This window comes from Anabaena sp. UHCC 0399 (assembly GCF_034931465.1).
GTDB classification, from domain to species: Bacteria; Cyanobacteriota; Cyanobacteriia; order Cyanobacteriales; family Nostocaceae; genus Trichormus; species Trichormus minutissimus.
This window is the reverse complement of record NZ_JAYGGZ010000012.1, coordinates 1-23,159: the sequence shown is the minus strand read 5'-3', so window position 1 is coordinate 23,159 and position 23,159 is coordinate 1. Positions and strand designations below refer to the sequence as shown.

Annotated in this window: 20 protein-coding genes and 1 tRNA gene; 18 read left to right on the top strand and 3 right to left on the bottom strand. The window is 39.2% G+C overall.

The genetic code is table 11. The features are described from left to right. The first annotated feature begins 281 nt into the window (after positions 1-281). From VB693_RS08925 to VB693_RS08895, 7 genes are all read left to right on the top strand, one after another. A complete protein-coding gene (locus tag VB693_RS08925; RefSeq protein WP_323265953.1) occupies positions 282-1,490 on the top strand; it encodes an ABC exporter membrane fusion protein in 1,209 nt (402 codons plus the stop codon). 78 nt (positions 1,491-1,568) lie between these two features. Next, positions 1,569-2,747 (top strand): ABC transporter permease DevC, encoded by a 1,179-nt coding sequence (devC, locus tag VB693_RS08920; RefSeq protein ID WP_323265952.1) that lies wholly within the window; start codon positions 1,569-1,571, stop codon positions 2,745-2,747. A gap of 99 nt (positions 2,748-2,846) precedes the next feature. Next, positions 2,847-3,848, top strand: coding sequence for an NAD(P)-dependent oxidoreductase (locus VB693_RS08915; protein ID WP_323265951.1), 1,002 nt, complete (start codon positions 2,847-2,849; stop codon positions 3,846-3,848). A 470-nt stretch (positions 3,849-4,318) separates the two neighbouring features. Then, a complete protein-coding gene (locus VB693_RS08910; protein WP_323265950.1) occupies positions 4,319-4,786 on the top strand; it encodes a DUF2141 domain-containing protein in 468 nt (155 codons plus the stop codon). Between the two features lie 147 nt (positions 4,787-4,933). Further along, positions 4,934-6,193, top strand: a complete 1,260-nt coding sequence (locus VB693_RS08905) for a glycosyltransferase family 2 protein (RefSeq protein ID WP_323265949.1) — start codon at positions 4,934-4,936, stop codon at positions 6,191-6,193. Positions 6,194-6,222: 29 nt separating this feature from the next. Next, positions 6,223-7,479 carry a glycosyltransferase family 2 protein gene (locus VB693_RS08900; RefSeq protein WP_323265948.1) on the top strand — a complete coding sequence of 419 codons (1,257 nt, stop codon included), beginning with the start codon at positions 6,223-6,225 and terminating at the stop codon, positions 7,477-7,479. Between the two features lie 118 nt (positions 7,480-7,597). Next, entirely contained in the window at positions 7,598-8,863 is a 1,266-nt protein-coding gene (locus VB693_RS08895; protein WP_323265947.1) for a glycosyltransferase, read from the top strand. 391 nt (positions 8,864-9,254) lie between these two features. Here the strand turns inward: VB693_RS08895 and VB693_RS08890 are convergent, their stop codons facing one another. Beyond that, complete coding sequence (locus VB693_RS08890) at positions 9,255-10,493, bottom strand: hypothetical protein (RefSeq protein WP_323265946.1); 1,239 nt, start codon at positions 10,491-10,493, stop codon at positions 9,255-9,257. Positions 10,494-10,708: 215 nt separating this feature from the next. Here VB693_RS08890 and VB693_RS08885 point away from each other — a divergent pair, with 215 nt between their 5' ends. Next, a complete protein-coding gene (locus tag VB693_RS08885; RefSeq protein ID WP_323265945.1) occupies positions 10,709-11,305 on the top strand; it encodes a chromophore lyase CpcT/CpeT in 597 nt (198 codons plus the stop codon). A 49-nt stretch (positions 11,306-11,354) separates the two neighbouring features. Here VB693_RS08885 and cpdA read toward each other — a convergent pair whose 3' ends face one another. Next, positions 11,355-12,179 carry a 3',5'-cyclic-AMP phosphodiesterase gene (gene cpdA, locus VB693_RS08880; protein WP_323266027.1) on the bottom strand — a complete coding sequence of 275 codons (825 nt, stop codon included), beginning with the start codon at positions 12,177-12,179 and terminating at the stop codon, positions 11,355-11,357. A 420-nt stretch (positions 12,180-12,599) separates the two neighbouring features. Here cpdA and VB693_RS08875 point away from each other — a divergent pair. The 4 genes from VB693_RS08875 to VB693_RS08860 all read left to right on the top strand — a co-directional run bounded on the left by VB693_RS08875 (position 12,600) and on the right by VB693_RS08860 (position 15,281). Beyond that, a tRNA-Cys gene (locus VB693_RS08875) sits at positions 12,600-12,671 on the top strand. A gap of 131 nt (positions 12,672-12,802) precedes the next feature. Then, a complete protein-coding gene (locus VB693_RS08870; RefSeq protein ID WP_323265944.1) occupies positions 12,803-13,114 on the top strand; it encodes a hypothetical protein in 312 nt (103 codons plus the stop codon). Positions 13,115-13,205: 91 nt separating this feature from the next. Beyond that, the gene (locus tag VB693_RS08865) at positions 13,206-14,276 is read left to right on the top strand and encodes a DUF262 domain-containing protein (RefSeq protein WP_323265943.1); all 1,071 of its coding nucleotides are present in this window, start codon (positions 13,206-13,208) and stop codon (positions 14,274-14,276) included. Between the two features lie 15 nt (positions 14,277-14,291). Continuing rightward, on the top strand, positions 14,292-15,281 hold the full coding sequence (locus VB693_RS08860) for a hypothetical protein (RefSeq protein WP_323265942.1): 990 nt from the start codon (positions 14,292-14,294) through the stop codon (positions 15,279-15,281). A 55-nt stretch (positions 15,282-15,336) separates the two neighbouring features. Here VB693_RS08860 and VB693_RS08855 read toward each other — a convergent pair whose 3' ends face one another. Beyond that, complete coding sequence (locus tag VB693_RS08855) at positions 15,337-15,540, bottom strand: hypothetical protein (protein WP_323265941.1); 204 nt, start codon at positions 15,538-15,540, stop codon at positions 15,337-15,339. Positions 15,541-15,697: 157 nt separating this feature from the next. On the opposite strand from VB693_RS08855, the gene VB693_RS08850 reads away from it, so the two are divergent. From VB693_RS08850 to VB693_RS08825, 6 genes are all read left to right on the top strand, one after another. Beyond that, entirely contained in the window at positions 15,698-16,678 is a 981-nt protein-coding gene (locus VB693_RS08850; RefSeq protein WP_323265940.1) for an AraC family transcriptional regulator, read from the top strand. 127 nt (positions 16,679-16,805) lie between these two features. Further along, the gene (locus VB693_RS08845) at positions 16,806-17,153 is read left to right on the top strand and encodes a hypothetical protein (protein WP_323265939.1); all 348 of its coding nucleotides are present in this window, start codon (positions 16,806-16,808) and stop codon (positions 17,151-17,153) included. Then, positions 17,141-17,347: a type II toxin-antitoxin system RelE/ParE family toxin gene (locus VB693_RS08840; protein WP_323265938.1), complete on the top strand. Its 207-nt coding sequence runs from the start codon at positions 17,141-17,143 to the stop codon at positions 17,345-17,347. Before VB693_RS08845 ends, VB693_RS08840 begins: the two co-directional genes overlap by 13 nt. A 334-nt stretch (positions 17,348-17,681) precedes the next feature. Next, positions 17,682-20,273, top strand: coding sequence for a TonB-dependent siderophore receptor (locus VB693_RS08835; protein ID WP_323265937.1), 2,592 nt, complete (start codon positions 17,682-17,684; stop codon positions 20,271-20,273). Positions 20,274-20,302: 29 nt separating this feature from the next. Further along, positions 20,303-21,268, top strand: a complete 966-nt coding sequence (locus VB693_RS08830; protein ID WP_323265936.1) for an iron-siderophore ABC transporter substrate-binding protein — start codon at positions 20,303-20,305, stop codon at positions 21,266-21,268. Between the two features lie 83 nt (positions 21,269-21,351). Next, a partial coding sequence (locus tag VB693_RS08825; protein WP_323265935.1) for a TonB-dependent receptor domain-containing protein occupies positions 21,352-23,159 on the top strand: 1,808 nt, incomplete at its 3' end.

Sequence of the window (23,159 nt, the reverse complement as noted above, 5' to 3'; positions counted from 1 at the left end):
CTTGTTTGCGGTATGTATCAAAATCTTAAAGCATTTACATAAACCTAATTAGATTTTCAGCTCATTCATAAGAATACAGGGAAAAATTGCTCATAGTAGACGGCATTAACTGCGTACACCAGGACGCACGAAAAGCTCTATTACCCAATCCCCAGTCCCCAATCCCCAATCCCCAGGAGTTATTTAATTAATTTTGGCTTTTGACTTTTGGCTTTTGACTTGATTTGTCCCCAATCCCCAATCGTATTCCTGGCTCATCACACCAATTAGGAATAAAAAATATGGAAGTAAATAAAGAACGCCTGCGCCAGTTATTTATCAAACCTCAAGGCAGGTGGCGGTTAATTTTGGCAGCTTCAATCACTTTAGCGGCTGGAATAGTTGCTTTACACAGTTTTACGCCAAATAAATTTCGCTCTCAAGACCAACCAACCGCCGCTAATTCTCCCAAAGCTGCGCCAGTGAAAGTTGCTGTCACAGCTTTAGGACGTTTGCAGCCTGAAGGTAAAGTAACTACCTTGTCAGCACCTAGTTCTACTAATGGTATCCGAGTAGAAAGACTCTTGGTGAAAGAAGGCGACGAAGTAAAAGCAGGGCAAGTATTGGCGTATTTAGAAGATTATGCCCGTGCTACCGCAGCTCTACAACAGGCTTTAGATAAACTAGAAATTGCTAAGACCCAACTAGCACAAGTTAAAGCAGGTGCTAAACCTGGAGACATTGCCGCCCAAAAAGCTACTATTGCTAGGTTACAGTCACAACTCAAAGGAGAAATTGCTACTCAAGAGGCAACAATTAACCGTATCCAAGCAGAAGTTAATAACGCTGAAACGGAAAATGAGCGATATCAAAAGTTAGTCAAAGAAGGTGCTGTCTCAGCTTCTGTAGCAGATACTAGAGCATTACAACTGAAAACAACACAGCAACAACTAACAGAAGCCAAAGCTAGTCTCAGCAGGATTCAAAACACCCTCGCCGACCAAATCAAAGAAGCCAAAGCCAGACTCAACAGCGTTCAAGAAGTGCGGACTGTAGATGTAGAGTTGGCACAAAATGAAGTTAAGAGTGCTGTAACAGCTATCAAACAAGCCAAAGCTGACCAGGAGTTGACCTATATTAAAGCTCCTATCGATGGCAAAGTGTTAAAAATTCATGCCAAAAAAGGTGAGGTTATTAGCAACACTGGATTTGCTGATATTGGTAAAACCTCTCAAATGTATGTCATTGCAGAAGTCTATCAAACCGATATTCAAAAGGTTCAGCTAGGTCAAAAAGTAATCATTACTAGTCCTGCATTTAGCGGTAAATTGCAAGGAACAGTTCAGGAAATTGGGTTGCAAGTTGACAAACAAAGCATCTTTAGCATTAACCCCAACTTTGACACAGACCGCAGAATCATTGAAGTTAAAGTATCTATCGATAAACCCGCAGATAATCAACGTGTATCTCGGTTAACAAATTTACAGGTTGATGTGGCTATTCAGATTTAGTCATTGGACATGGGGCAGAAAAAAGTTGTCCCCATTCCCCATTGCCCCTTATCCCCATTTCCTCATTAATAAAAAGCCATGAATTTTAAGATTCCTTTGGCATGGCTACAGCTAGTCCAACAAAAAATTCGATTTTTGGTGGCTGTAGCTGGTATCGCCTTCATTGTCTTGCTGATGTTTGTGCAACTTGGTTTTCAAGATGCTCTCTATTCTAGTGCTACCGCAGTACACCAAAGTCTTAAAGGGGACTTATTTTTAGTAAGTTCTCAATATAAATCTTTGACATCAAATCAAAGTTTTTCTCGAACTCGTTTGTACCAAACTTTAGGTTTTGATGGTGTGGAATCAATTAGCACCATGTATTTACAATTTGCTAAATTGAAAAACCCTGCTACTGGTGAGAAATACTCTATATATGTGATGGGGTTTGACCCAGGCAAATCTGTCTTAAATATTCCTGAAATTGAGCAAAACTTGGATAAGCTGAAAATTCCTGATGTCATGTTATTTGATAGGGATGCAAGACCAGAATTTGGCCCCATTGCAGCGAATTTTGACAAAGGAGATACCGAACAGACAATTGAAATCTTCCCCTTTGATGGGCCAAGAGGATATAAAGTCAGAGTTGGTGGCTTATTTAGCTTAGGCCCTTCCTTTGGTGTGGATGGTAACTTAATTGTCAGTGACGCAACTTTTCTGCGGATTAATCCCAACACGCGCCCCGTCGAAAAAATAGATATAGGTATCATCACCCTGAAAGCTGATGCCAATCAAGAAACAGTTTTAGAAAATTTGCGAGCTAATTTACCTAATGATGTGAGGGTGTTCACTCGTCAAGGTTTTATTGATTTTGAAAAACAATATTGGTCTGCTAGAACACCAATTGGTTTTATCTTGAACCTCATGCTGACAATGGCTTCAGTTGTAGGTGTGGTAATTGTTTATCAAATTCTCTACAGCAATATTGCCACACAATTTATCGCTTATGCCACATTAAAAGCTATTGGATATCCCAATTCTTATCTCTTAAATGTGGTTTTTCAACAAGCTATCATCTTGGCATTGTTATCTTATATACCAGGATTTTTAGTTTCTATCGCTTTGTATGACTTTGCAATGGCAGCTACAAAATTACCCATTATGATGACGGCGAATAATGCCTTAATTGTCTTTGTTTCCGCCGTTTTAATGTGCATCACTTCAGGCGCACTTGCTATTAACAAACTGCGTTCCGCAGACCCGGCTGATATTTTTTAGGGATTGGGCAATTCAATTTTTAATTTTGGATTGGGATTTAATCTAAAATCTAAAATTCTTTCTCCTACTCCCTTTTAGTAAAACAATAAACTCTGAACTATGAATTTACAAGACAAAACTCTTCTAATTACTGGAATTGATGAATTTATCGGCTTGCGTGCAGCCGAGTTAGCCATAGCACAGGGAATGAAGGTGCGTGGACTGCAAAGTTCTAATAAATCTGACACAGCTAAGAAATTGGGGGCTGAAGTAATTATTGGGAATATCACCGATGCGGCTGTTGCTAAAAAAGCTTGCCAGGGAGTAGACATTGTTTTAAACACAGCACAAATTACCGAAGAAGCTGGCCCTATCAAACAGTTTCAGGAAGTGAATGTTGGCGGTGCAGTGAATATAGCCAAAGCTGCCAAAAGTGCTGGGGTGAAAACTTTTGTGCATCTTTCCAGTATTTTAGTGTATGGGTTTGATTATTGCGATCGCATTACGGAATCCGGTACACTCTCCGGTAGCGACAACCCCTACTGTGAAACCAAAATTGCCGCCGAAGCTGAACTTCTACCTCTGAATTCTCCCCCAGATTTCGGCATGATTATTATTCGTGCTGGCGATGTTTACGGGCCGGGAAGCTTACCTTGGGTTGTCAGACCAATTCACTTCATGCGACAAAAGTTATTTGCCTATCCCAATGATAGGCCAGGTGTAATTAATCATGTCTATGTAGATAATCTCATTGATGCCATTTTTTTGGCAATTGAAAAACAGACATACGGTGAAATATTTAATATCACCGATGGAGAAGTAACTTCCTGGAAAGAATATTTTATGCGCCTAGCAGCAATGGAAGGTTTACCTGCACCAATGTCTTTAGGTAAAGATGAAATCAAACTGTTTTTAAAACTGCGTCATCAAGGGCAAAAACTGTTTCGTAAAAAAGCCGATATTCTACCAGAGTCAGTAGATTTTATGAGTCGTCCCTATGCTTGTTCTATTGCTAAAGCTCAAAGCTTGTTAGATTACAAACCAAAAATTGATTTAGAAACAGGGCTGCATCAAACCAAAACATGGCTAGAAAAGACAGATATCCAAAAACTACTTAAATAAGGGTTCAGGGGAGCAAAGGAGATTTTACTTCAATGCTCCATTGCCCATAGCTATGGTAATAGAAGTTTTGTATGTCTGTTGCAAATGAGTTTACATGATTATATCCGTTGCGCTATCAGTTTATATCAGAAACTCAGAGGAAAGGAGTCTTTATTACTTAAAGATTTGCTGATAGCAGCACGACAGTTTTGGCAGATTTGGCATTATAACCCAATACAGTTCAGTTAAGGCTAAAAACAAAACTGTTGCAGGTTGGGTTGAGAAACGTAGACCCGGAGGGGCTTGCCATCGGCTAACCCAAGATTATCAAGACTTTGTTGGGTTTCGCTATCGCTCAACCCAACCTACTATTCACTTAACTGAACCGTATTGCATTATAACCCACTGCAAACACAGGGAGTAGAAACGCGATTTATCGCTTCCGAACAAAAGTAGTCAGTCAAAAATTATCTATTAATGAGGACAACAATATGTTGAAGATTGCTCGATTAAATCATCTTTTACTAGCGACTTTATTGAGCTTCACTTGTATTCGACCATTGAATGCAGAACCTACAGCTAAGTTAAGTGTTGTAGTTAACGGTATCCGGCATCAAAAAGGCCAGATTTGCATGAGAGTTTACGCTAGCGAAAAAGGTTTTCCAATGAGTGACACCAGTGAAGTGCAAAGTGGTTGTACTCGCATTACAGGTAAGTCACTTACTAAGCATTTCTATGGCTTAAAGCCTGGTACTTATGCCGTAGCTGTTGTAGATGATCAAAACGGTAATCAAAAACTTGATTCTGATTTCTTTGGCATTCCCAAGGAAGGATTTGGGATTTCTAACAATCCTACTGTATCTATCCAAACAGGTACACCCAAGTTCAATAAATCAAGTTTTGCTGTCAGCAAAAATACAACTGTTAATATTACTCTGAAATACTCGCTTGATCGCTAGAACTTTGTTAGTTTTTTGATGGTTTGTAGTAAGCATTTTAGTGCTGATAAAGAAGGACTAAAGTCCTTACTACGAACTGTAATTACGAATTAGTCTTTCCTCTCAACTATTACAGATGGCGAAATTTGCCGGAGACTTATAGATGTCATGAGAGATTTGGCAGCATTTTTGTTTAGGTCTTTGCTGGGATGGTTGGGGATTCAGGTCTTTATTTCTCTGATGTTTTTGTTGTATGTGCGATTATCGCGGACAAAAACTTTACCTGATGAACAGTTACCTAAAGCGGCGGTAATTCTTTGCTTACGCGGGGCTGATCCTTTTTTACCCAACTGTATTGAGGCGTTGTTAAAACAGAATTACCCCAACTACGATTTAAAGCTGATTATTGATAGTCAGGATGACCCAGCTTGGCAGATTGCTGGGGATACTATCAAGCAACTAGAAGTAACTAATGCTGATATTAGTCATTTAAGAGTTATCCGCCACAATTGTAGCCTTAAATGTAGTGCTTTGATTCAAGCTATTTCTGATTTAGATGATTCTTATCAAGTGGTAGCTTTTGTTGATGCCGATATCATAGTTCATTCTAATTGGCTGCGAGAATTAGTTAGTCCTTTAGATAATCCTAAAGTTGGGGCGACAACAGGTCATCGTTGGTATGTACCCACAGGGAAATATTGGGGTTCGTTGGTACGCTACACAGGGAATATAGCTTCAGTTGTGCAGATGTACCTATTTGGTATTCCCTGGGGTGGGACTTTGGCGTTGAAAACAGAGGTGTTGCGTCAAACAGGAATTGTCGAACAGTGGGCGCAAGCCTTCGGTGAAGATTTGATGATGCACAATATCCTCAAAAAACATGGGTTGAGGGTGAAGTTTGTACCTTCGTTGATTATGGTGAATCGTGAAGAGTGCGATTTGCTGGGGATAATCGACTATGTGAAACGTCTCATCCTCTATTCGCGCCTGTACCATCCCCGGTGGCTAGCTATTGTGAGTGAAGCTGTTTCTAGTATTTTGTTTCCTACTTTAGTGATTGTTTTGTTTTTCTTATCGTTAGGTGATGCTCAGTGGGAGGTAGCAGATTTATTGTTTAAATCCTACAGCATTTACACTCTGGGATTACTGTCGTTGATGCTATTGATGGAGATGGCTTTACAGCCGGTGATTCGCTCCCAAGGTCAGCCAGGGACAAAGTTATCAATGGGGATGGTGGGGAGGATGTTGCTGGCTATTCCCGTCACACAGTGGGTATATGGGTTAGCTATGCTCTCTTCTGTGTGGATATCAACGGTGAAGTGGCGGGGGATTGTCTATCGGATTCGAGGCCCTTGGAATGTTCGTTTGGTGGAATACCATCCCTACGATTTTTTAGATCAGCCTGTGGATAGCAAAATATCTCTTTGATTGATACATCATGTAAGGGTCATCAACAAATGAATGATTTGGTGATATCGATATCGAAATTTTTGGTGGCTTGGTTAGTTGTTCAGGTGGGTTTCGTACTACTGTTTTTGGGGAGTTTAAATTCAGGCTCTAAAAGTTTGCCTGATGAACAGTTACCGAAAACGGCGGTGGTGTTGTGTTTACGTGGTGCTGACCCGTTTTTACCGGATTGTTTGCGATCGCTACTTCAGCAAAACTATCCAAAGTACAATTTGAAGTTGATTATCGATAGTCAGGATGATCCAGCTTGGCAAGTTGTCAGCGATACTATCGGTGAATTGGGTGTAACTAATTACCAAATCAGTCATTTACGAAACATCCGATCAACCTGTAGTCTCAAGTGCAGTTCCCTTTTACAAGCTCTATCTGAACTAGACGATTCTTACAAGGTTGTGGCGTTGGTAGATGCTGACACGATTGTTCACCCTAATTGGTTGCGGGAATTAGTCTCACCTTTAAATAATCCCTCCGTAGGAGCAACAACGGGAAACCGTTGGTATGTAACCACTGGTACGTATTGGGGTTCGTTAGTTCGTTACATCTGGAACGTTTCGGCGATCGTCCAGATGTATCTATACGGCGTTCCTTGGGGTGGTAGTTTGGCTATAAAAACAGAGGTAATACACCAAACGGGACTATTGGATAAGTGGGGAGAAGCCTTGGACGAAGACACGATGGTTCGTCGTGTCTTGAGTCAACATAACCTCCAGGTCAAGTTTGTACCTTCTTTGATTATGTTGAATCAGGAAGAGGCTGATTTACCTAGTTTAAGGTATTGGTTGCAACGTCAAATAATGACTTCTCGACTTTACCATCCTTTTTGGCCGGGGGTGGTGGCTGAGGCAGTGTTGACGACTTTGCTACCGAATTTGTTAGTTGTGGTGTTTGTCCTGGCTTGGTTTACCGGACAAGGAGGTACAGCTGCGATCGCCTTTATCTGGTATGGGATTTATATCCTGGCGTCAGTCATGCTGACGTTGTTGTTGGAGATGAGCATACAGCCAATAATTCGTTCCCAAGGTAAGCCAGTAACGGAATTCTCTTGGCCAATCATCTGGAAGATGATCATCGGTATGCCCTTAACTCAATGGGTTTATGGGTTAGCGATGTTTCGGTCTTTCGATATGCCCATAGTGCATTGGCGTGGTGTTACCTATGAAGTCAAAGGGGCTGGGCAGATTCATCTGATGGAATATCGCCCTTATCAGCTAGGAAATCAACCAAGCGATCGCCAAATTTCTCTGTGAACTCTTTAATCTCTATATCGATGCGTAAATCCTAAATTCTTATCCAACTTGCTCAGTAGAAGTGCATCACCTTACAAACACCTCTGGCTGAGACAAGATACACACCTTCGATGGAATTATGAATAAGCAAAAGCTTCGCATCGCTTTGTTTTCAGGATTGTATTCTCCTTTTTTGACCGGGGTTTCCGTTGCAGTTCACCAGAGGGCGCGTTGGTTACTACAACAGGGTCATGAAGTATTTTTAGTCCATCCGCAATTTAATGATCAGTATCCCAAAAAAGTAGGCGATCGCCCCATGCCTGGGTTAGAGGAGTTAAAATCTTATCCCAATTTCTCTTCTTTCTCATTCCCCACAGAGCCACTGATATTCTACAAGTCTCTACCCCAACCTTTGAGTTATCGCCATTGGAGCGATACCGAGTTACTAGTTGATTTCCAACCCGACATCATTGTGGTGGAAGAAGCCGCCCAAATGCGAGGCTTATATTCAGCCTTAATCCAAGGTTATGGTCGTCCGGTGGGTGTGGAGTATGCACGGCGGACTAAAACCCCGATTATTTCGGTCTTCCACACAGATATTGTGGCTTACATCAAATATTACTTTGGGAATGTCTTCTTTAAGTTGTTGAGTCCGCTCATCCCTTATTTGGTGGAGCAAATCAGCCGAACTTATGATCTGAATATCTTTTCCTCTCGTGAACAACTCGCTAAATACCAGAAATTAGGATGCCAACCGAGTGAATATGTCCCCTATCAGGGTATTGATTGCGAGAAATTTCACCCTCGTAATATCTGTCACAACCCCATCCCTAATGACGATAGACCAACTATCCTCTTTGTCGGACGCATCACCGCCGAAAAGAATGTCCCACAACTCCTAGATGTCTATCCTCTGATTGCTGCTCAAATTCCCAACATTCATTTAGTGATTGTGGGTAGTGGCCCTCTAGATGCAGAAATTTGCAAACGTGCGGAAAAGTTTGGCTCAGGTATTACTATCTGGGGTGAGTCTCACGGTACAGAATTGTTAGGTTGGTTTGCTCGTGCGGATGTCTTTGTCAATCCCTCCGTCACAGAAAACTTCTGCACCACAACTAACGAAGCCTTGGCTTCTGGTACTCCTGTAGTTGCAGCCTTAGCACCGTCTACCTCAGAACAAGTAACTCCTGGTCATAATGGCTTTTTAGCTGAACCCAATAATCCAGCAGATTTTGCTCAAAAGGTGATAGATATTCTCTCAAATCCTGCACTCAAAGCAGCTATGGCTGAACAGGCTCGTCCTTCTATCTTGGGATATGATTGGTCAGCTTGTATGGAGAAGTTTGAAGTCAAGTTGTATGAGTTGGTGCAAGTATCAGACACTGTAGAAACCACCTCTGTTTAACCTGTTTGTAGTGAGGACTTTAGTCCTTATGGTTCTTTTGTATCCTTTAGTTAAGCATCATAAATTGACTCTAGAATGCTAATAATAAAGGCTTCTATTGTTACCTAGCAAGAGATTCAATCTTTTGCGTAGATGAATTTAGCATTAGCATACTAAGTAATGAAGAGCCATTCTTATTTTGAGGACTAAAGTCCTCACTACAAACTTTTTTATTTGTTAATAATTTGTAGAGACACGATTTATGGCATATCTACAAAAGGGTTTTTGTCTCATTGCTCACAGTAAAATATGTTCCATATCATTACAATTATTTTAAAAATCCTGGTTTGTTTTTGAAACCACAGATAAACGCCGATGAGTTATCTGTTTATATCTGTGGTTTCATTTTTATTTACAAACTTGCCTGGGATGCTTTTTCAACTTGCTGAGTAAAGTATGCTTCCTGATGTTGGAGTTGCTTTGCTAACTCTAACCCGTCTTTAAAAGCTGTTAGTGCTTGCGGATAGTCTTTATTTTCTAAATATAATTGTCCCATTTGGTCGTAAGCTTGCATCATCCCATAATAATTAGCGGCTCTTGCTTCTGTTTCTAAGAGAATTTTGCTAGTTTCTAAAGCCTCATTAATTTGTCCTTGAGAACGATATAAGGGGATTAATTTCTGCAATGCTTCAGCTGCACGCGCATACTGTTGCAATCCCCAAGCTGTGACATAAGCTGTTTGATAGTTTTTAAAGGCTTCTGGGAGTAAAGCAGGATTTTCTTTAGCGAGGGTTTCGTAATTGGCTGCGATCGCTATTTGCAAAGTTGGCACTTGTATCTGATTATCATTTTGGGAGTAAATTTCTTTGAGCTTACTCAAGACATCAATAGATTTTTGCGGCTGCTTGGCTTGTTGATAGATATAAGCTAGCTGTTGCAGGTATGTTAATTCATCCTGGCGTTCTTCCCTAGAGGTAGCGAAACTTAACAACTCCTCGTAGTTGGTGGCGGCTTGGGGATAATTAAACCAACTCAGATTTAAGTTTCCCAGGGTTTGGAGAGTATCAATTTCCGCAATGGTATCTTTTTGTTGTCGCACCTCTAGCAAAATTTGGTTATAAAGTTCTATGGCAGGTTGAGGCGATCGCACTTTTTGATAAGCTGCACCTAATGCCCGTAATAGCTCTAAATCAACACTGGCTTGAGTTTTAGCTTTTTTGGGTTGTGCCTGCTTTTGAATTGCCTGCAAGCGTTGTGTAATGTAGTATAGCTGTTGGCGATCGCTACGATTCCAAGCAATCTCACCAACTCTTGACAATGCTTGTACCTCAGCCACAGTACCCAAATAGCGACGCAAGCGCAACTCCCGATTCCAAATCTCAAAAGCTGCTTCCTTATCTCCAGCTTGCAATTGAACCGCCGCCTCTTGATTTAACTCATCTAACGCCGCCTGAAGTTTCAGTTTTTCTAGAAGACTTAAAGGCTGTTTATCGCGCAAATTTGGTAAAAGTGGGTCTGGTGTAGTGATTTCTAGGGGACTAGGTGGGAATTTATCCGCCTGTAGAGGATTTTTACTCTGCGCCAGCGTCAAATCACTGCTAAATTGCCAGATTATAGCTGCTGTAATAATTATACTGAAACGTTTGAGCATAAATATTTTACAAATATATGGGCATGGGGAATTGGGCATCTATGTCTAACAACTTTAACTGCAAATTAGTTTGACGCATAAACCATCGATAATTATCCCCAGTTCCCAGTCCCCAATAACCTTTACAATGCTTACAGAGATTTTTTTAGCACCTCAATTTATTTATGGGGATTGTTAATTTTGAATTTTGAATTTTGAATTCGGAGCGAAGCAACGTGACTCATTCTACGGATATCGCCACCTTAGCGCGTTGGATGGCTGCTGATTTTAGTAATCAAGCACAAGCTTTTGAAAATCCACCTTTGTATGCTCATATTCGCGTGTGTATGCGTCCCCTACCCTGGGATATTTTATCAGGAGTGGGATTCTTTGTTGAACAGGCTTACGACTATGCAATCAACGATCCCTATCGCTTGCGGGTGCTAAAGCTAGATATTGTAGGCGATGGCATCCACATTGAAAACTATACTCTGAAGCAAGAAGAAAATTTCTACGGTGCATCCCGTGACTTACAACGTCTCAAAGCCTTAAACAGTGACCATATGGAAAAATTACCAGGCTGTAACATGATTGTAGAGTGGACTGGTAATAGTTTCAAAGGTAAAGTCGAACCAGGCAAAGGTTGTATCGTCTTTCGTAAAGGACAAAAAACCTATTTAGATAATGAATTTGAGATTAACGAAGAGAAATTTATCAGTCTTGATAGAGGACGAGATTTAGAGACAGATGAACATCTCTGGGGTTCTGTAGCCGGGCCATTTTACTTCGTGCGTTGGCAGAGTTTCGCTGATGAAGTGGTAATTAGTTCCTGATTCTTGATTATTGAGTAGGTGATTCTTCCCCACTCCCTACTCCCTCATCTCAGACTGTCGCAGCTGACTTGAGAGGATAAGGATAATGAATTCGCTCAACCCTAGTTTCCCATGTGCCATCAGGGTATAGTTTTAACAAACGAAAACCGGGAAAATCTTGATTAATAGCGAAAGTGGGACTTTCTGAATGGAACTGAAAACAAGTTGAGGGACTACCCAGATATTCAACATGATGATGCTGGTGTCGAAACTCTTGGTGAATGTGACCAAATAAGACTAACTTAACTTGGGGATAGCGATCTAGAACAGCAAACAAATCTTCAGGATTTTTGAGCCTACTTGCATCTAGCCAAGCAGAGTTCACAGGAAAAGGAGGATGATGTAAGGCTACTAAAGTGGGATTTTTGCCTAGGATTTGTAATTCGGATTCCAGCCACTCTAGAATTGTATTTGAAAGATAACCATGCCAATTATCAGTTACAGACGAATCCAGCAAGATAAAATTCCAACCACCTCGTAGAAAAGACTTGCGTCGGGAAAGCATTCCTAGATTTAAAATTTTATCCATTGCGATCGCACAGTCATGATTTCCTGGTAGCCAATAAGTCGGGATTTTGAGTAAATTCAGGTGGTATTGCAGATTTTCATAAGATTGAGGCGTACCATCATCAGACAAATCTCCAGTCAGTAGCAGTAAATCTAGTTCATCTCGTAGTTCTCGTAACCGTTCTATCACTGCTTGGAAAGATTCTGTAGTGTGTATCCCTTGCAGTTGGTGATTTTCTGCTGCCAACAAATGTATATCCGTTACTTGCGCCACCGATATTGGAGAAGCTTGATTCATTTTTACGGTTAGGGATTTATGCGTATTAATATTTGATTCTCCTTTTGGGACAATAGTATTATCTAAAAAAGTAATAAAATTAGCTTGCTAGTACATACATCATTAAGAGCATCAATAACACGATTTACTTTTTATTTCCATACTTATAAAGTAAAATGCTTGTTATTTTGATTAAGCAATTTTACGCAATTTACAGCAAACTTCCCGTATAAAATGCTTGACACAAGCAATGGTTGGGTTTTTCATCTATCCTAGGATAGAAATTTTGCTTTTTTGTATTTTACGACACTCATCTACAGAAGTGTAGATGTTAGTGTTATTCAAGTAAATCTATAATTTCTTGGCGATACCATCATCCATTTCCAGGATTGGTACAAATAAGGTAAAATTTCCCCAAACAAGGGATGTTAATTTAGAGCAAAATCTGTTATTATTGGTAATTGTGAGCGCGGCGACATAGCCAAGTGGTAAGGCAGAGGTCTGCAAAACCTCCATCCGGCGGTTCAAATCCGCCTGTCGCCTTTTGTACATTAACTAACTATTTGTTACTGTTAACAGAGTAATGCCATTTTTTACGATAGGTTTTGCTATCGAGTTGTGACTGCAACCGCTTCATTAACGCCAGCCATGATTTATAGTAATTCACCAATGCGATGCCTTCGACAAGCCGCTCCGCGTCTACGCACTGGCATAAAACCGACAAAGTTGACCACTGCTTGGCTGGTGAAACGGTCAAAACTTTGAAAGACAAGGAGCCGGAGTTGTTTAAATCTGGTCAAGGGAAGCGTTTTATGCTGTTGGGAGCAGTAGGAGAAAAAGCTACCAAGGGAGGAACAGGGTTAATGCTTTCCCTTGTGGAGTTTGACCGAGAAAAAGCGATCGCTTCCTTAGTTGAAGGTAAACCAGTGATTCCGGTGTGGTTGGATGTGATTTATCGAAGATTGGAACAAAAGCTGATAGTCTAATCAAAATGCGATAGAATTACCCGTGTCAAAGGTGTTGAAAGAATGTGCAAGAAAGGCCATCTCAATCAATACTATATGCTAAACATATCTAATGAGTAGGACAATTAACTTTCAAACTGTTTCTTGGTTTTGGGATCTCTATAATAGAAAACTCCTTGAGCTTGATCCACCTTATCAAAGACGTAGTGTTTGGAATCAAGACTATAAAGATTTTTTTGTTGATACTGTACTTAATGGCTATCCTGCACCTGCAATATTTATATATCAAGAAATTACTCCAGAAGGAGTATCCAAAGTTAGTATAGTTGATGGCAAACAAAGATTATCTACTTTGTTTGAATTTGCGAACAATGAATTTCTTGTTTATGAAAAAGCTACGATTGAAAGATTTCGTGGTAAATATTTTAAAGATTTAGATCCTGAAGATAAACAAAATTTTTGGAAATATCAGTTTGCTATAGAATATGTACCATCATCTGATGAAAAAATAATTAGTAATATATTTGATCGTATAAATCGTAATGTAATTAAATTAACGCCTCAAGAACTTCGTCATGCAAAGTTTAACGGAGATTTTATTACTACGGTAGAAGAATTAACTAGCTGGATGTTCGAGCATTTAGGTGGAACTTTTCCAACAATTGATAGAAGAGCCAAAAAACAAATGAAAGATGTTGAAATGGTTGCTCAACTATTACTTTTTTTAGAAGAAGGTGTTAGAGCTTATAATCAAGAATATCTTGATAAAGCATTTAGCGATCGAGATATTAATTGGGAAGTAAAAGAAGAAATTGAAAATGAATTTCGTAATACAGTTAAAGACATCAAAAAAATCTTAGATTCATCACAAGATATAAATTTATCTAAAACGCGATTGAAAAATCAAGCTGATTTTTACTCGTTTTTTGGTGCTATTTCTGAGTTAAATCGTGAGAATGAAAACAGCTTGATAATATCTAAAGAGATTGGCGAAAGAATTAATAATTTTCTGAAAATAGTAGGAGATTCAGCATTACAAAATCAGTCTAAAGATTCATTAACAAGCTATCAAAAAAATGCTCTAGACTACTATGAAGCGGTTAAGTCCTCATTTACAGATGCAGGCACAAGAAAAACTAGAATTAGAATTATGAAATCTGTAATTCAGGGAAATCTAAACTGATAATAACTTAGATGTATGATCTATCCTTCTATACTAGAGCGTAAATATAATGAATATAGTCCTTTTGTTAAAATACTTGCAGATAGAGTTAAATCAACATTAGTAAACTTTTGTGAAAGCAAAGGATATGCTTTTACTTCGCGTATTAAAACTGTTGAATCTCTTGCGGAAAAAATTGAAACAGGTAGATTTAAAAAATGGTCGGATTTAGACGATTTATTTGCTTGCACTATTATAATACCTACTTTGTCTCATGAAGAAGAAGTGATACATTTTTGCAACAATACTTTTAAGAATATACGAACAGTTAAAAGAGGACAAAATAAAAAAGCACCAGATATTTTCAAGTTTGATTCGACTAGAATATATGCTCAAATCAAAAAAATTGACGCTTTAAATCCAGATAATGAATTAAGTATTTATAATATTACTTTTGAAATTCAAATTAAAAGTGCTTTTGAACACGCTTGGTCAGTTTCAACTCATGATTTAGTATATAAAAGTTCTGAAATAGACTGGAAAAGATTACGTCTAGCAGCACAAATTAAAGCAAACGTTGAACAACTAGATACGCTTATTCTTGCTTTTGAACAAACATCTCTTATTATTCAAGAAAATAATTATCCTGATATAAAAATCAAACGTAAATTAGCTAGTGAGATTAACAAGCTATTTGAAAATGGTAAAATTCCTAATGAACTACAACCAAAGGACATGAACCGTTTTTGTGATAACTTATATCGTCTTGCTGTCGATGCTAAGAAAGAAAATAATATACAAGAAATTATTGAAAAAATAAAAAAAGAAATTAATTCGACTTCATCTAAAAATATTCCTCGTAGTATTTCATTATTTCAATATTTTTTTGCTATATTAATATGTAATAAAATCATTGAACTTCCTATAGAAAACTACCATTGCCACATAACAGAAGAATTGACTACTCTATATCCGGATATACAGATAGATAATAATTTTGTTTTTCTCTATAGTGAAGATCGTTAGTTTATCAAAAAATATTTTGCTTTTGGCTGAAATCAAGATTTTAACATAATAATCCTCAATTTTGTGACAAGGCGACTCCACATAACAAGCAGCACATAACCGAACCGCTTATTTCCGGTTTGACTTCATATTTGCCGCTTCTCATACCATCAATTGTAGAGAAATTAATCCAAACATCTGCCCATTCTTGATGAATTTTATCTTGAGATAGGATTCGTCTTGATTTTTGATATTGTAGCCAATGCCATCCCTCTTTCATTAATATTTCTCGTTCTACGATTTTTTCAAACCTTGATTAACAACAGATAAGATGGGACGATTTATGGTTTAATAGTTGCAAGTAATTCTTATTAAAATCACCAATTGCTGACAATTAACCGCACTCTATTGCAATGTTGCCAGCAGCCAATCACCCTATGACTCTCACCCTCTCCCAATCTGCTTACCACGAACTCATCTACGAGAGTGAGCAGATTCAACCCACACCTGATACCTCCGATGGATTTGATGTAACTTATCAGTATCCTGTGAAACTGGGAAACGGTTACATTCGGTGTATCGATTTACGAAAAGGATTAAATTTAGATATCGCCAACTATCAATTGCATGATGAGGTGATGACAAAATCCTCTGATAGAGAACATCCGATTGAGTACACTTTTGAGCTTTCAGGTGTGGAAGCGGGAAGTTATGGCTTTTTTGGTAGCGGTTTAGCATTGGGGGGAAGTTTAGAACATTCACCAGTGCAACCGATCGCCTCGGTGAGTGTTCATGTAGAACCTGAGTTATTTTGCCAGTGGTTTGGGAATATGGGAGAACTACCGGCAAACTTGCAACCATTAATCCGTAAATCAGATCAAAAATACTATGAGCGTTACGGAAAAACCACCTCTGCAATGCAAATGGCACTACAACAACTGTTAGGCTGTCCGTATCAGGGAAACACAAAGCGGGTGTATCTGGAAAGCAAAGTTTGGGAATTGATGGCACTTCAGGTTGATCAATTCCTGGAAACTCAAACAGTGGAGACAACTAGCAAAATTTTAAATGCAGAGGATGTTGAGCGCATCCATTACGCCAGTGAAATTTTATTGACGCGGTTAGATCAGCCACCTTCGTTGATGGAGTTGGCGCGGATGGTGGGAATCAATGACAATAAGCTGAAAATTGGATTTAAGCAGGTGTTTGAGACAACAGTGTTTGGCTACCTCCATGATTGTCGCATGGAGCGATCGCGCCAAATGCTAGCAGCCGGTAGATTAACGGTAACAGAAGCCGCAAAAGCGGTAGGGTTTGCTAATCGGGGCTATTTTGCAGCTTCCTTCCGGCGTAAATTTGGCGTAAATCCGGGAATTTATCTCAACGAAAAACGACAAAGATTAAAAAACTCCGTGTAGCGATCAATCAATAAACATATTATTTGTCTGCGAAAATATGCAGTAAGCATAGCCATACTGTCAGGCTGAATAATAGGTCATGCTAGTCTAGCAATAGTTACAAACAAAAATACTAAATTGACAGCTTGTGACAGCAAACAATATTCGGCAGCAAATTTTAGAGCATCTTGAGACATTACCCGGAGAACAGGTAAAAGCTCTCTTATTAACATGGCTGACTGCTTCCTCTGGTGATTTAGAAGATTTTGGGCGGTTACTCACAAATCAACCTACTCAAACTACAGAAGAATCATTAGAGTACGGTGAGATAGACGCAGCATTAAACTTTCAACCTCTGACTGAAGCCCAAATGGTGCAGCAAAGTCAATCGGCTCTTGAAGCATACCGTCGTACAGGTTCAGGAGTGACGCATAACCTTGTGCGCGAATGGGCAGACAGTTTAGGAACTGATGCAGAACGCCCATGTCCCAGATAGTTTGGACAGAAACTGCAATTGATGACTTAAATCGTCATTACAACTTTATAAAACTTAATAATGCTGATGCAGCTTCTCGCGCAGTACAAGCAATTGTTTCTTCGGGCGAGAGTCTACAGCAGAGTCCTCGTCGAGGTGCGATTTTAGATGAAATCGTAGGCTTGCGAAAGCTTTTAGTTTCTTTTGGTAAATAGGGCTTTGTAATTCACTACATTATTCTTGAGGATGATGTTGTGATTTTACGCGTTTATCACGGGCGAGAGAATAGGCCTAGTTGATATGCAGGAGATAAAGCTTGGTTAAATTTTACCATTTATCAATCATATAATCAGGTGATTACACCATAAATCAAAAAACTCCGTGTAGCGATCGCAAAAACTCCGGCTAGTGATCATAGTATTCACCCATATCTCAGAACTTTCCTGTAATCTTCTTGATAGTAATTATTAATTAATTGCATGGGTATTGATTGGTACTGAGATTTATTTTCTTAGTCCCTAGTTTCTGATTTATGTGGTGATGAGAGTGATGTTGAATAATCAAGTGCAAAAACTAGCCTGGATGAGTGCTTTGGCTGTGGTATGGATAAATGTCCCTGTTTTGGCTGAAGATAACCAAAAACCAATATCTAAAAGTTCTCAATTGAATGAGACAGAAAAACCTGCTACCAATATTAAGCAATGGCTGGCTCAGTCGCTCATTCAAATCACAGGTGTCAAGTCCCAAGCTACAGAGACAGGGATAGAGATAACTTTAGAAACCAATCAATCAGATAAACTGCAACTGGTAAATAAGAGTGAAGGGAATAGCTATATTGTTGATATTCCCAATACCCAATTACGCCTACCTAACGGTGATACATTTCGCCAAGAAAAACCGACTGCGGGAATTACTGAAGTTACAGTTACTAATTTAGATACAAACACTGTTCGCGTGATAGTGACGGGTGAAACTGGTGCGCCGCAAGTCGAGTTATTTGATGGTGACGAAGGTTTGGTTTTTGGGGTTGTACCAACTGTGACGACTACACAAACACCACAGACACAACCCACGCCAGTAGAACCACAACCCAGCACTGAAACCCAGCCAGAAGAACCATCTGCACAGAGTGAAGCACCTATTGAACTGGTAGTTACGGGTGAACAGGGTGGTTATCGTGCAGAACAAGCATCAAGCGCAACGAAGACAGATACACCTATTCGTGATATCCCTCAATCAATTCAGGTAATACCCCGCGAAGTCCTCAAAGACCAAGGAACAATTCGCGTTCAAGATGCACTGCAAAATGTAAGCGGTTCTACTAATGCTGGTTACTATCAAGGTTTCAGCGAGTATCTTTCTTTACGTGGTTTTGGTGCAAACTTATTTCGGGATGGACTTCGTTCTTATCAGGATTATGGTGGCTTGATTGAAACAGCTGATATTGAACGTATAGAAGTTCTGAAAGGCCCAGCATCAGTTTTGTTTGGAGATGCACCCCCTGGTGGTTTAGTGAATTTGGTTACTAAACAACCTCTAACTCAACCGTTTTATTCTGTTGAGGGAACTGTTGGCAGTTTTAGCACCTATCGGGGTGGGATTGATTTATCTGGGCCATTAAATGACAGTAAAACTGCTCTTTATCGCTTTAATACCTCCTATGAAAATGCTGGAAGTTTTCGTGACTTTGTAAATTCAGAGCGTGTGTTTCTTGCTCCTAGATTCAACTTTGCACTTGGTGATAAAACAAATTTAACTATAGATGGTTCTTGGATTGAAGAAACACGGACAGCCGATGATGGTACTGTCGCAATAGGTAATCGTCCGGCAAATTTGCCACGGGAACGTTTTTTAGGAGAACCGTTCCAGAATGTGGAAATAAATGTAACTAATTTTGGTTATTCACTTGACCATAAGTTCAATGAACAATGGTCAATCAGAAATTCTTTCCGCGCTCAATTCGTAAATTTAGCACGTTACTATCCTTTACGGGACTCTCTCGATGAAGAAACGGGTGAATTAAGTAGATTGAGTTATTTTTCCGAGCGTCGAGATAATGCTTATTCTACCCAAACAGATGTGGTGGGTAAATTTTCAACTGGCTCGATTAAACATCAATTACTGTTTGGATTTGACTATAGCAAAATCACTCAAGATGGAACTTTTGGAGACTTTGAAACTTACCCATCCATTAATATATTTAACCCAGTTTACGCTCGTTTAGAGTATCCCAAACAAGGAATATTAAATTTCTTCCGTGATGATACTCTCGATAAATATGGGTTTTATATCCAAGACCAAATCGAACTTAATCCCCAACTCAAATTACTAGTAGGAGGGCGATTTGATATTTTTGAGCAAACTCGCACTACACGTAGTTTAGGCGAAGAAAGGGAAGAATTTTCCCAATCTGATAGCAACTTTAGTCCCCGATTAGGAATAGTTTATCAACCATCTGAAAATATCTCGCTTTACGCATCTTATGCAACCTCCTTTGAACCTAGTTTCGGTACAAGTCGCAATGGTAATGGTGAACCATTTAAACCAGAAACAGGTAGACAATTTGAGGTAGGTGTGAAAGCTGATATTACCCGCAATTTGAGCGCGACTTTAGCATTGTATGATCTCCGCAAGCAAAATGTTACCGTTGATGATCCCAATTCATCCGACCCCAACGACCAAATTCAAACTGGAGAACAGACAAGTCGAGGTATTGAATTTGACATTGCTGGAGAAATTACCCCTGGTTGGAAAGTGATTGCATCCTATTCTTACATTGATGCCTTTGTTAGCAAAGATACTAGTGGTTTAGAAGGTCGCCGACGCGATAATATTCCAGAACACGCAGCAAGTTTGTGGACAACCTATGAACTTCAAGCAGGAAGTATGCAAGGGTTGGGATTTGGACTGGGATTATTTTTTGTAGGCGATCGCTTCGGAGATTTAGACAACAGTTATATTCTTCCCAGTTATGTCCGTACTGATGCGTCGGTATTTTACAAGCGCAATAACTGGAGAGCTGCTTTAAATGTTCGCAACTTGTTTGATAAAACCTATTTTAATGGTTCTGATGGTGGTCGTTTAGGTGTCTACTATGGTGAACCTTTAACATTGGTGGGTTCATTTGCAATTGAGTTTTAACCGAAATTTAAAGAGGAGAAAGTATTAAAGTGTATCGTTACCTCAAATTATTCTTGCTAGGGATTGTTACTGTTGTCTTGCTTTTAGCTTGCCATAGTAATATTTCGCAAAATGCAATTCAAGGTAATAACGATTTATCTACATCTCCTCTTCCTGTCGCCACAAAATTAGTCAAACACGCTTTTGGAGAAACAAGAATTCCTGTCAAACCAGAGCGAATTATTGTATTAAATGATATTGGTCTTTTAGACCCGGTATTGTCTTTGGGTATCAAACCAATTGGTACAGTCAGTTATTTTCCAGAGTACGACTTTTTATTTCGTGGTGTCACTAATGATGAAGCGGCTGGTATCGAGATAATTGGTAATGGAAATCAGCCTAATTTAGAAAGAGTTATCAAGCTCAAACCCGATTTAATTTTGATGCGTGAATACCAGAAAAGTTTGTATAAAGAATTATCTGCGATCGCACCTACAGTTATGGTAGATTTGCCGGGTTTAAATTACTCTTTCAAAGAAAATCTCCGCTTTATTGCTCAAGTATTAGGTGAGTCTCAAAAAGCAGAACAAGTCATTTCTCAATACAACGAACGAGTTAAAAAATTGCAACAGCTAATGGGCGATCGTTTAAAAGAGATAGAAGTATCAGTGATTAATCTTTTTTCAGAAAGTATTATTGCTACATATTCAGATAATGAAACTTATAATCAAGTTTTCCAAGATGTTGGTATCAGGCTTATACCTACACTTGCAAACCAAAAAGAAGATACTTTAGTATCAAGTATCGAGGTATTAAATAAGTATGATGCTGATATTTTATTTGTCATGAGTGATACTGAAGAACTGACACAAGCTTTTTTAAAAAATCCTCTTTTAAAAACACTCAAAGCAGCACAAAATAGTCAAGTGTATGAAGTCCAAGTAAATAGATGGTGGACATTTGGCTTTTTCGGAGTTAATAAGCTACTTGATGACATTTTTAAATATCTGAGTTAGCCATAGTCTTGTTGAACATATTACATTTGTCGAAAGATTTTTACTTGTTTTTGCACAACTAATTTAACTGGAGTGTGAGGAAAATGTCAAAACTACAACAACTGGTTTGGATCGCGACTTTGAGCGGAATTTTAGTTACTATCCCCGCAATTGCTGAGGAGATAAAAAGCAGCAGCACACAGGAGAAAACAGATAATCTGAACCCTGCAAGCAAAGTCAAACAATTGTTAGCTCAATCACCTATTGTGATTCCCCAAGTAAGATTACAATCTACTGATAAGGGGCTTGATATAATTTTAGAAACCAATCAAAGTGATAAGCTCCAATCAGTAGTGAAAAGTGAGGGCAACAATTACATTGTAGATATACCTAATACCCAGTTACGCCTACCTAATGGTGATACATTCCGCCAAGAAAAACCAACTGCGGGAATAACTGAAGTTATAGTCACAAATTTAGATGCAAATACTGTTCGCGTGACAGTGACGGGTGAAACTGGTGCGCCGCAAGTCGAGTTATTTGATGGTGATGAAGGTTTGGTGTTTGGGGTTGTACCAACTGTGACGACTACACAAACACCACAGATACAACCCACGCCAGTAGAACCACAACCCAGCACTGAAACCCAGCCAGAACAACCATCTGCACAGAGTGAAGCACCTATTGAACTGGTAGTCACGGGTGAGCAAAATAGATATCGTGTACCCAATGCTTCCACTGGAACTAGAACTGATACTCTCATCCGAGATATTCCTCAGACTATTCAAGTAGTTCCTGAAGAAGTGATTAGAGATCAAAAAGTTACTCGTTTAAGAGATGCACTGCTGAATGTTGGGGGTGTAATTCAAGATGGTGGATTCGGTGGAGGAATCGACCAACTGGGGATTCGGGGATTTTTTGGTGGCGGTATTTTGGTTGATGGGTTCAAAGATGGACGAGGTGGTATTAGAGAAACTGCAAATGTTGAACGGATAGAAGTTCTCAAAGGGCCAGCTTCAGTTTTATATGGTGGTGTTGAGCCTGGAGGTGTAATTAACTTAGTTACAAAGCAGCCTCTGAGAGATCCCTATTACAATGCTGAATTTTCGGTGGGTAGTTTCTCCACATTTCGCCCTAGTATTGATATTTCTGGGCCAATAAACTCCGATAGAACTTTGTTATATCGTCTCAACTCCGTTTATGAATCTTCAGAAGGATTCCGTGATTTTAATCAAGATATTCAACGATTCTTTATTTCACCCACTTTAAAATGGGAGATTGGACAAGCAACTAACGTAACGTTTCAATTCGACTATCTCAACGATGAGCGTCCATTTGATCGGGGATTTTTAGCTTTTGGTAATGGTATTCTGGACATTCCTTTAAAGCGGATTTTAGGCGAACCAGATGATGTGAGGAAAGTTGAAGAAATAGGTTTTAGCTATCGCTTAGAGCATAATTTTAACGATAACTGGAAAATACGCAATGCTTTCCGATATCAAAGTTCAGATGATTTTGATTATCGTGCTGAACCTGTGAGCTTTAATGAAACTACAGGTATTCTGTCACGGAACTTTAGATCCAATGATGACTATGGAGAAACTTATACCTTACAAACTGATGTAGTTGGTAAGTTTACTACAGGCTCAATTAATCATACTCTCTTATTTGGTGTTGACTTAGCTAGAGAAACATCAGGCGGGACTCAAAAGCGATTACCAGGAGGACTTACACCAAGTATTGATGTATTCAATCCCGTTTACAATGCCATACCCAGACCTGCTTTAGAAGCATTAACCAACGTTGTTCGTAATAACCAAAATAGAAGCGATAGTTTAGGAATTTTCTTGCAAGACCAAATAGCCTTGGCAGATAACTTAAAATTTCTTGTGGGTGGGAGGTTGGATATTGT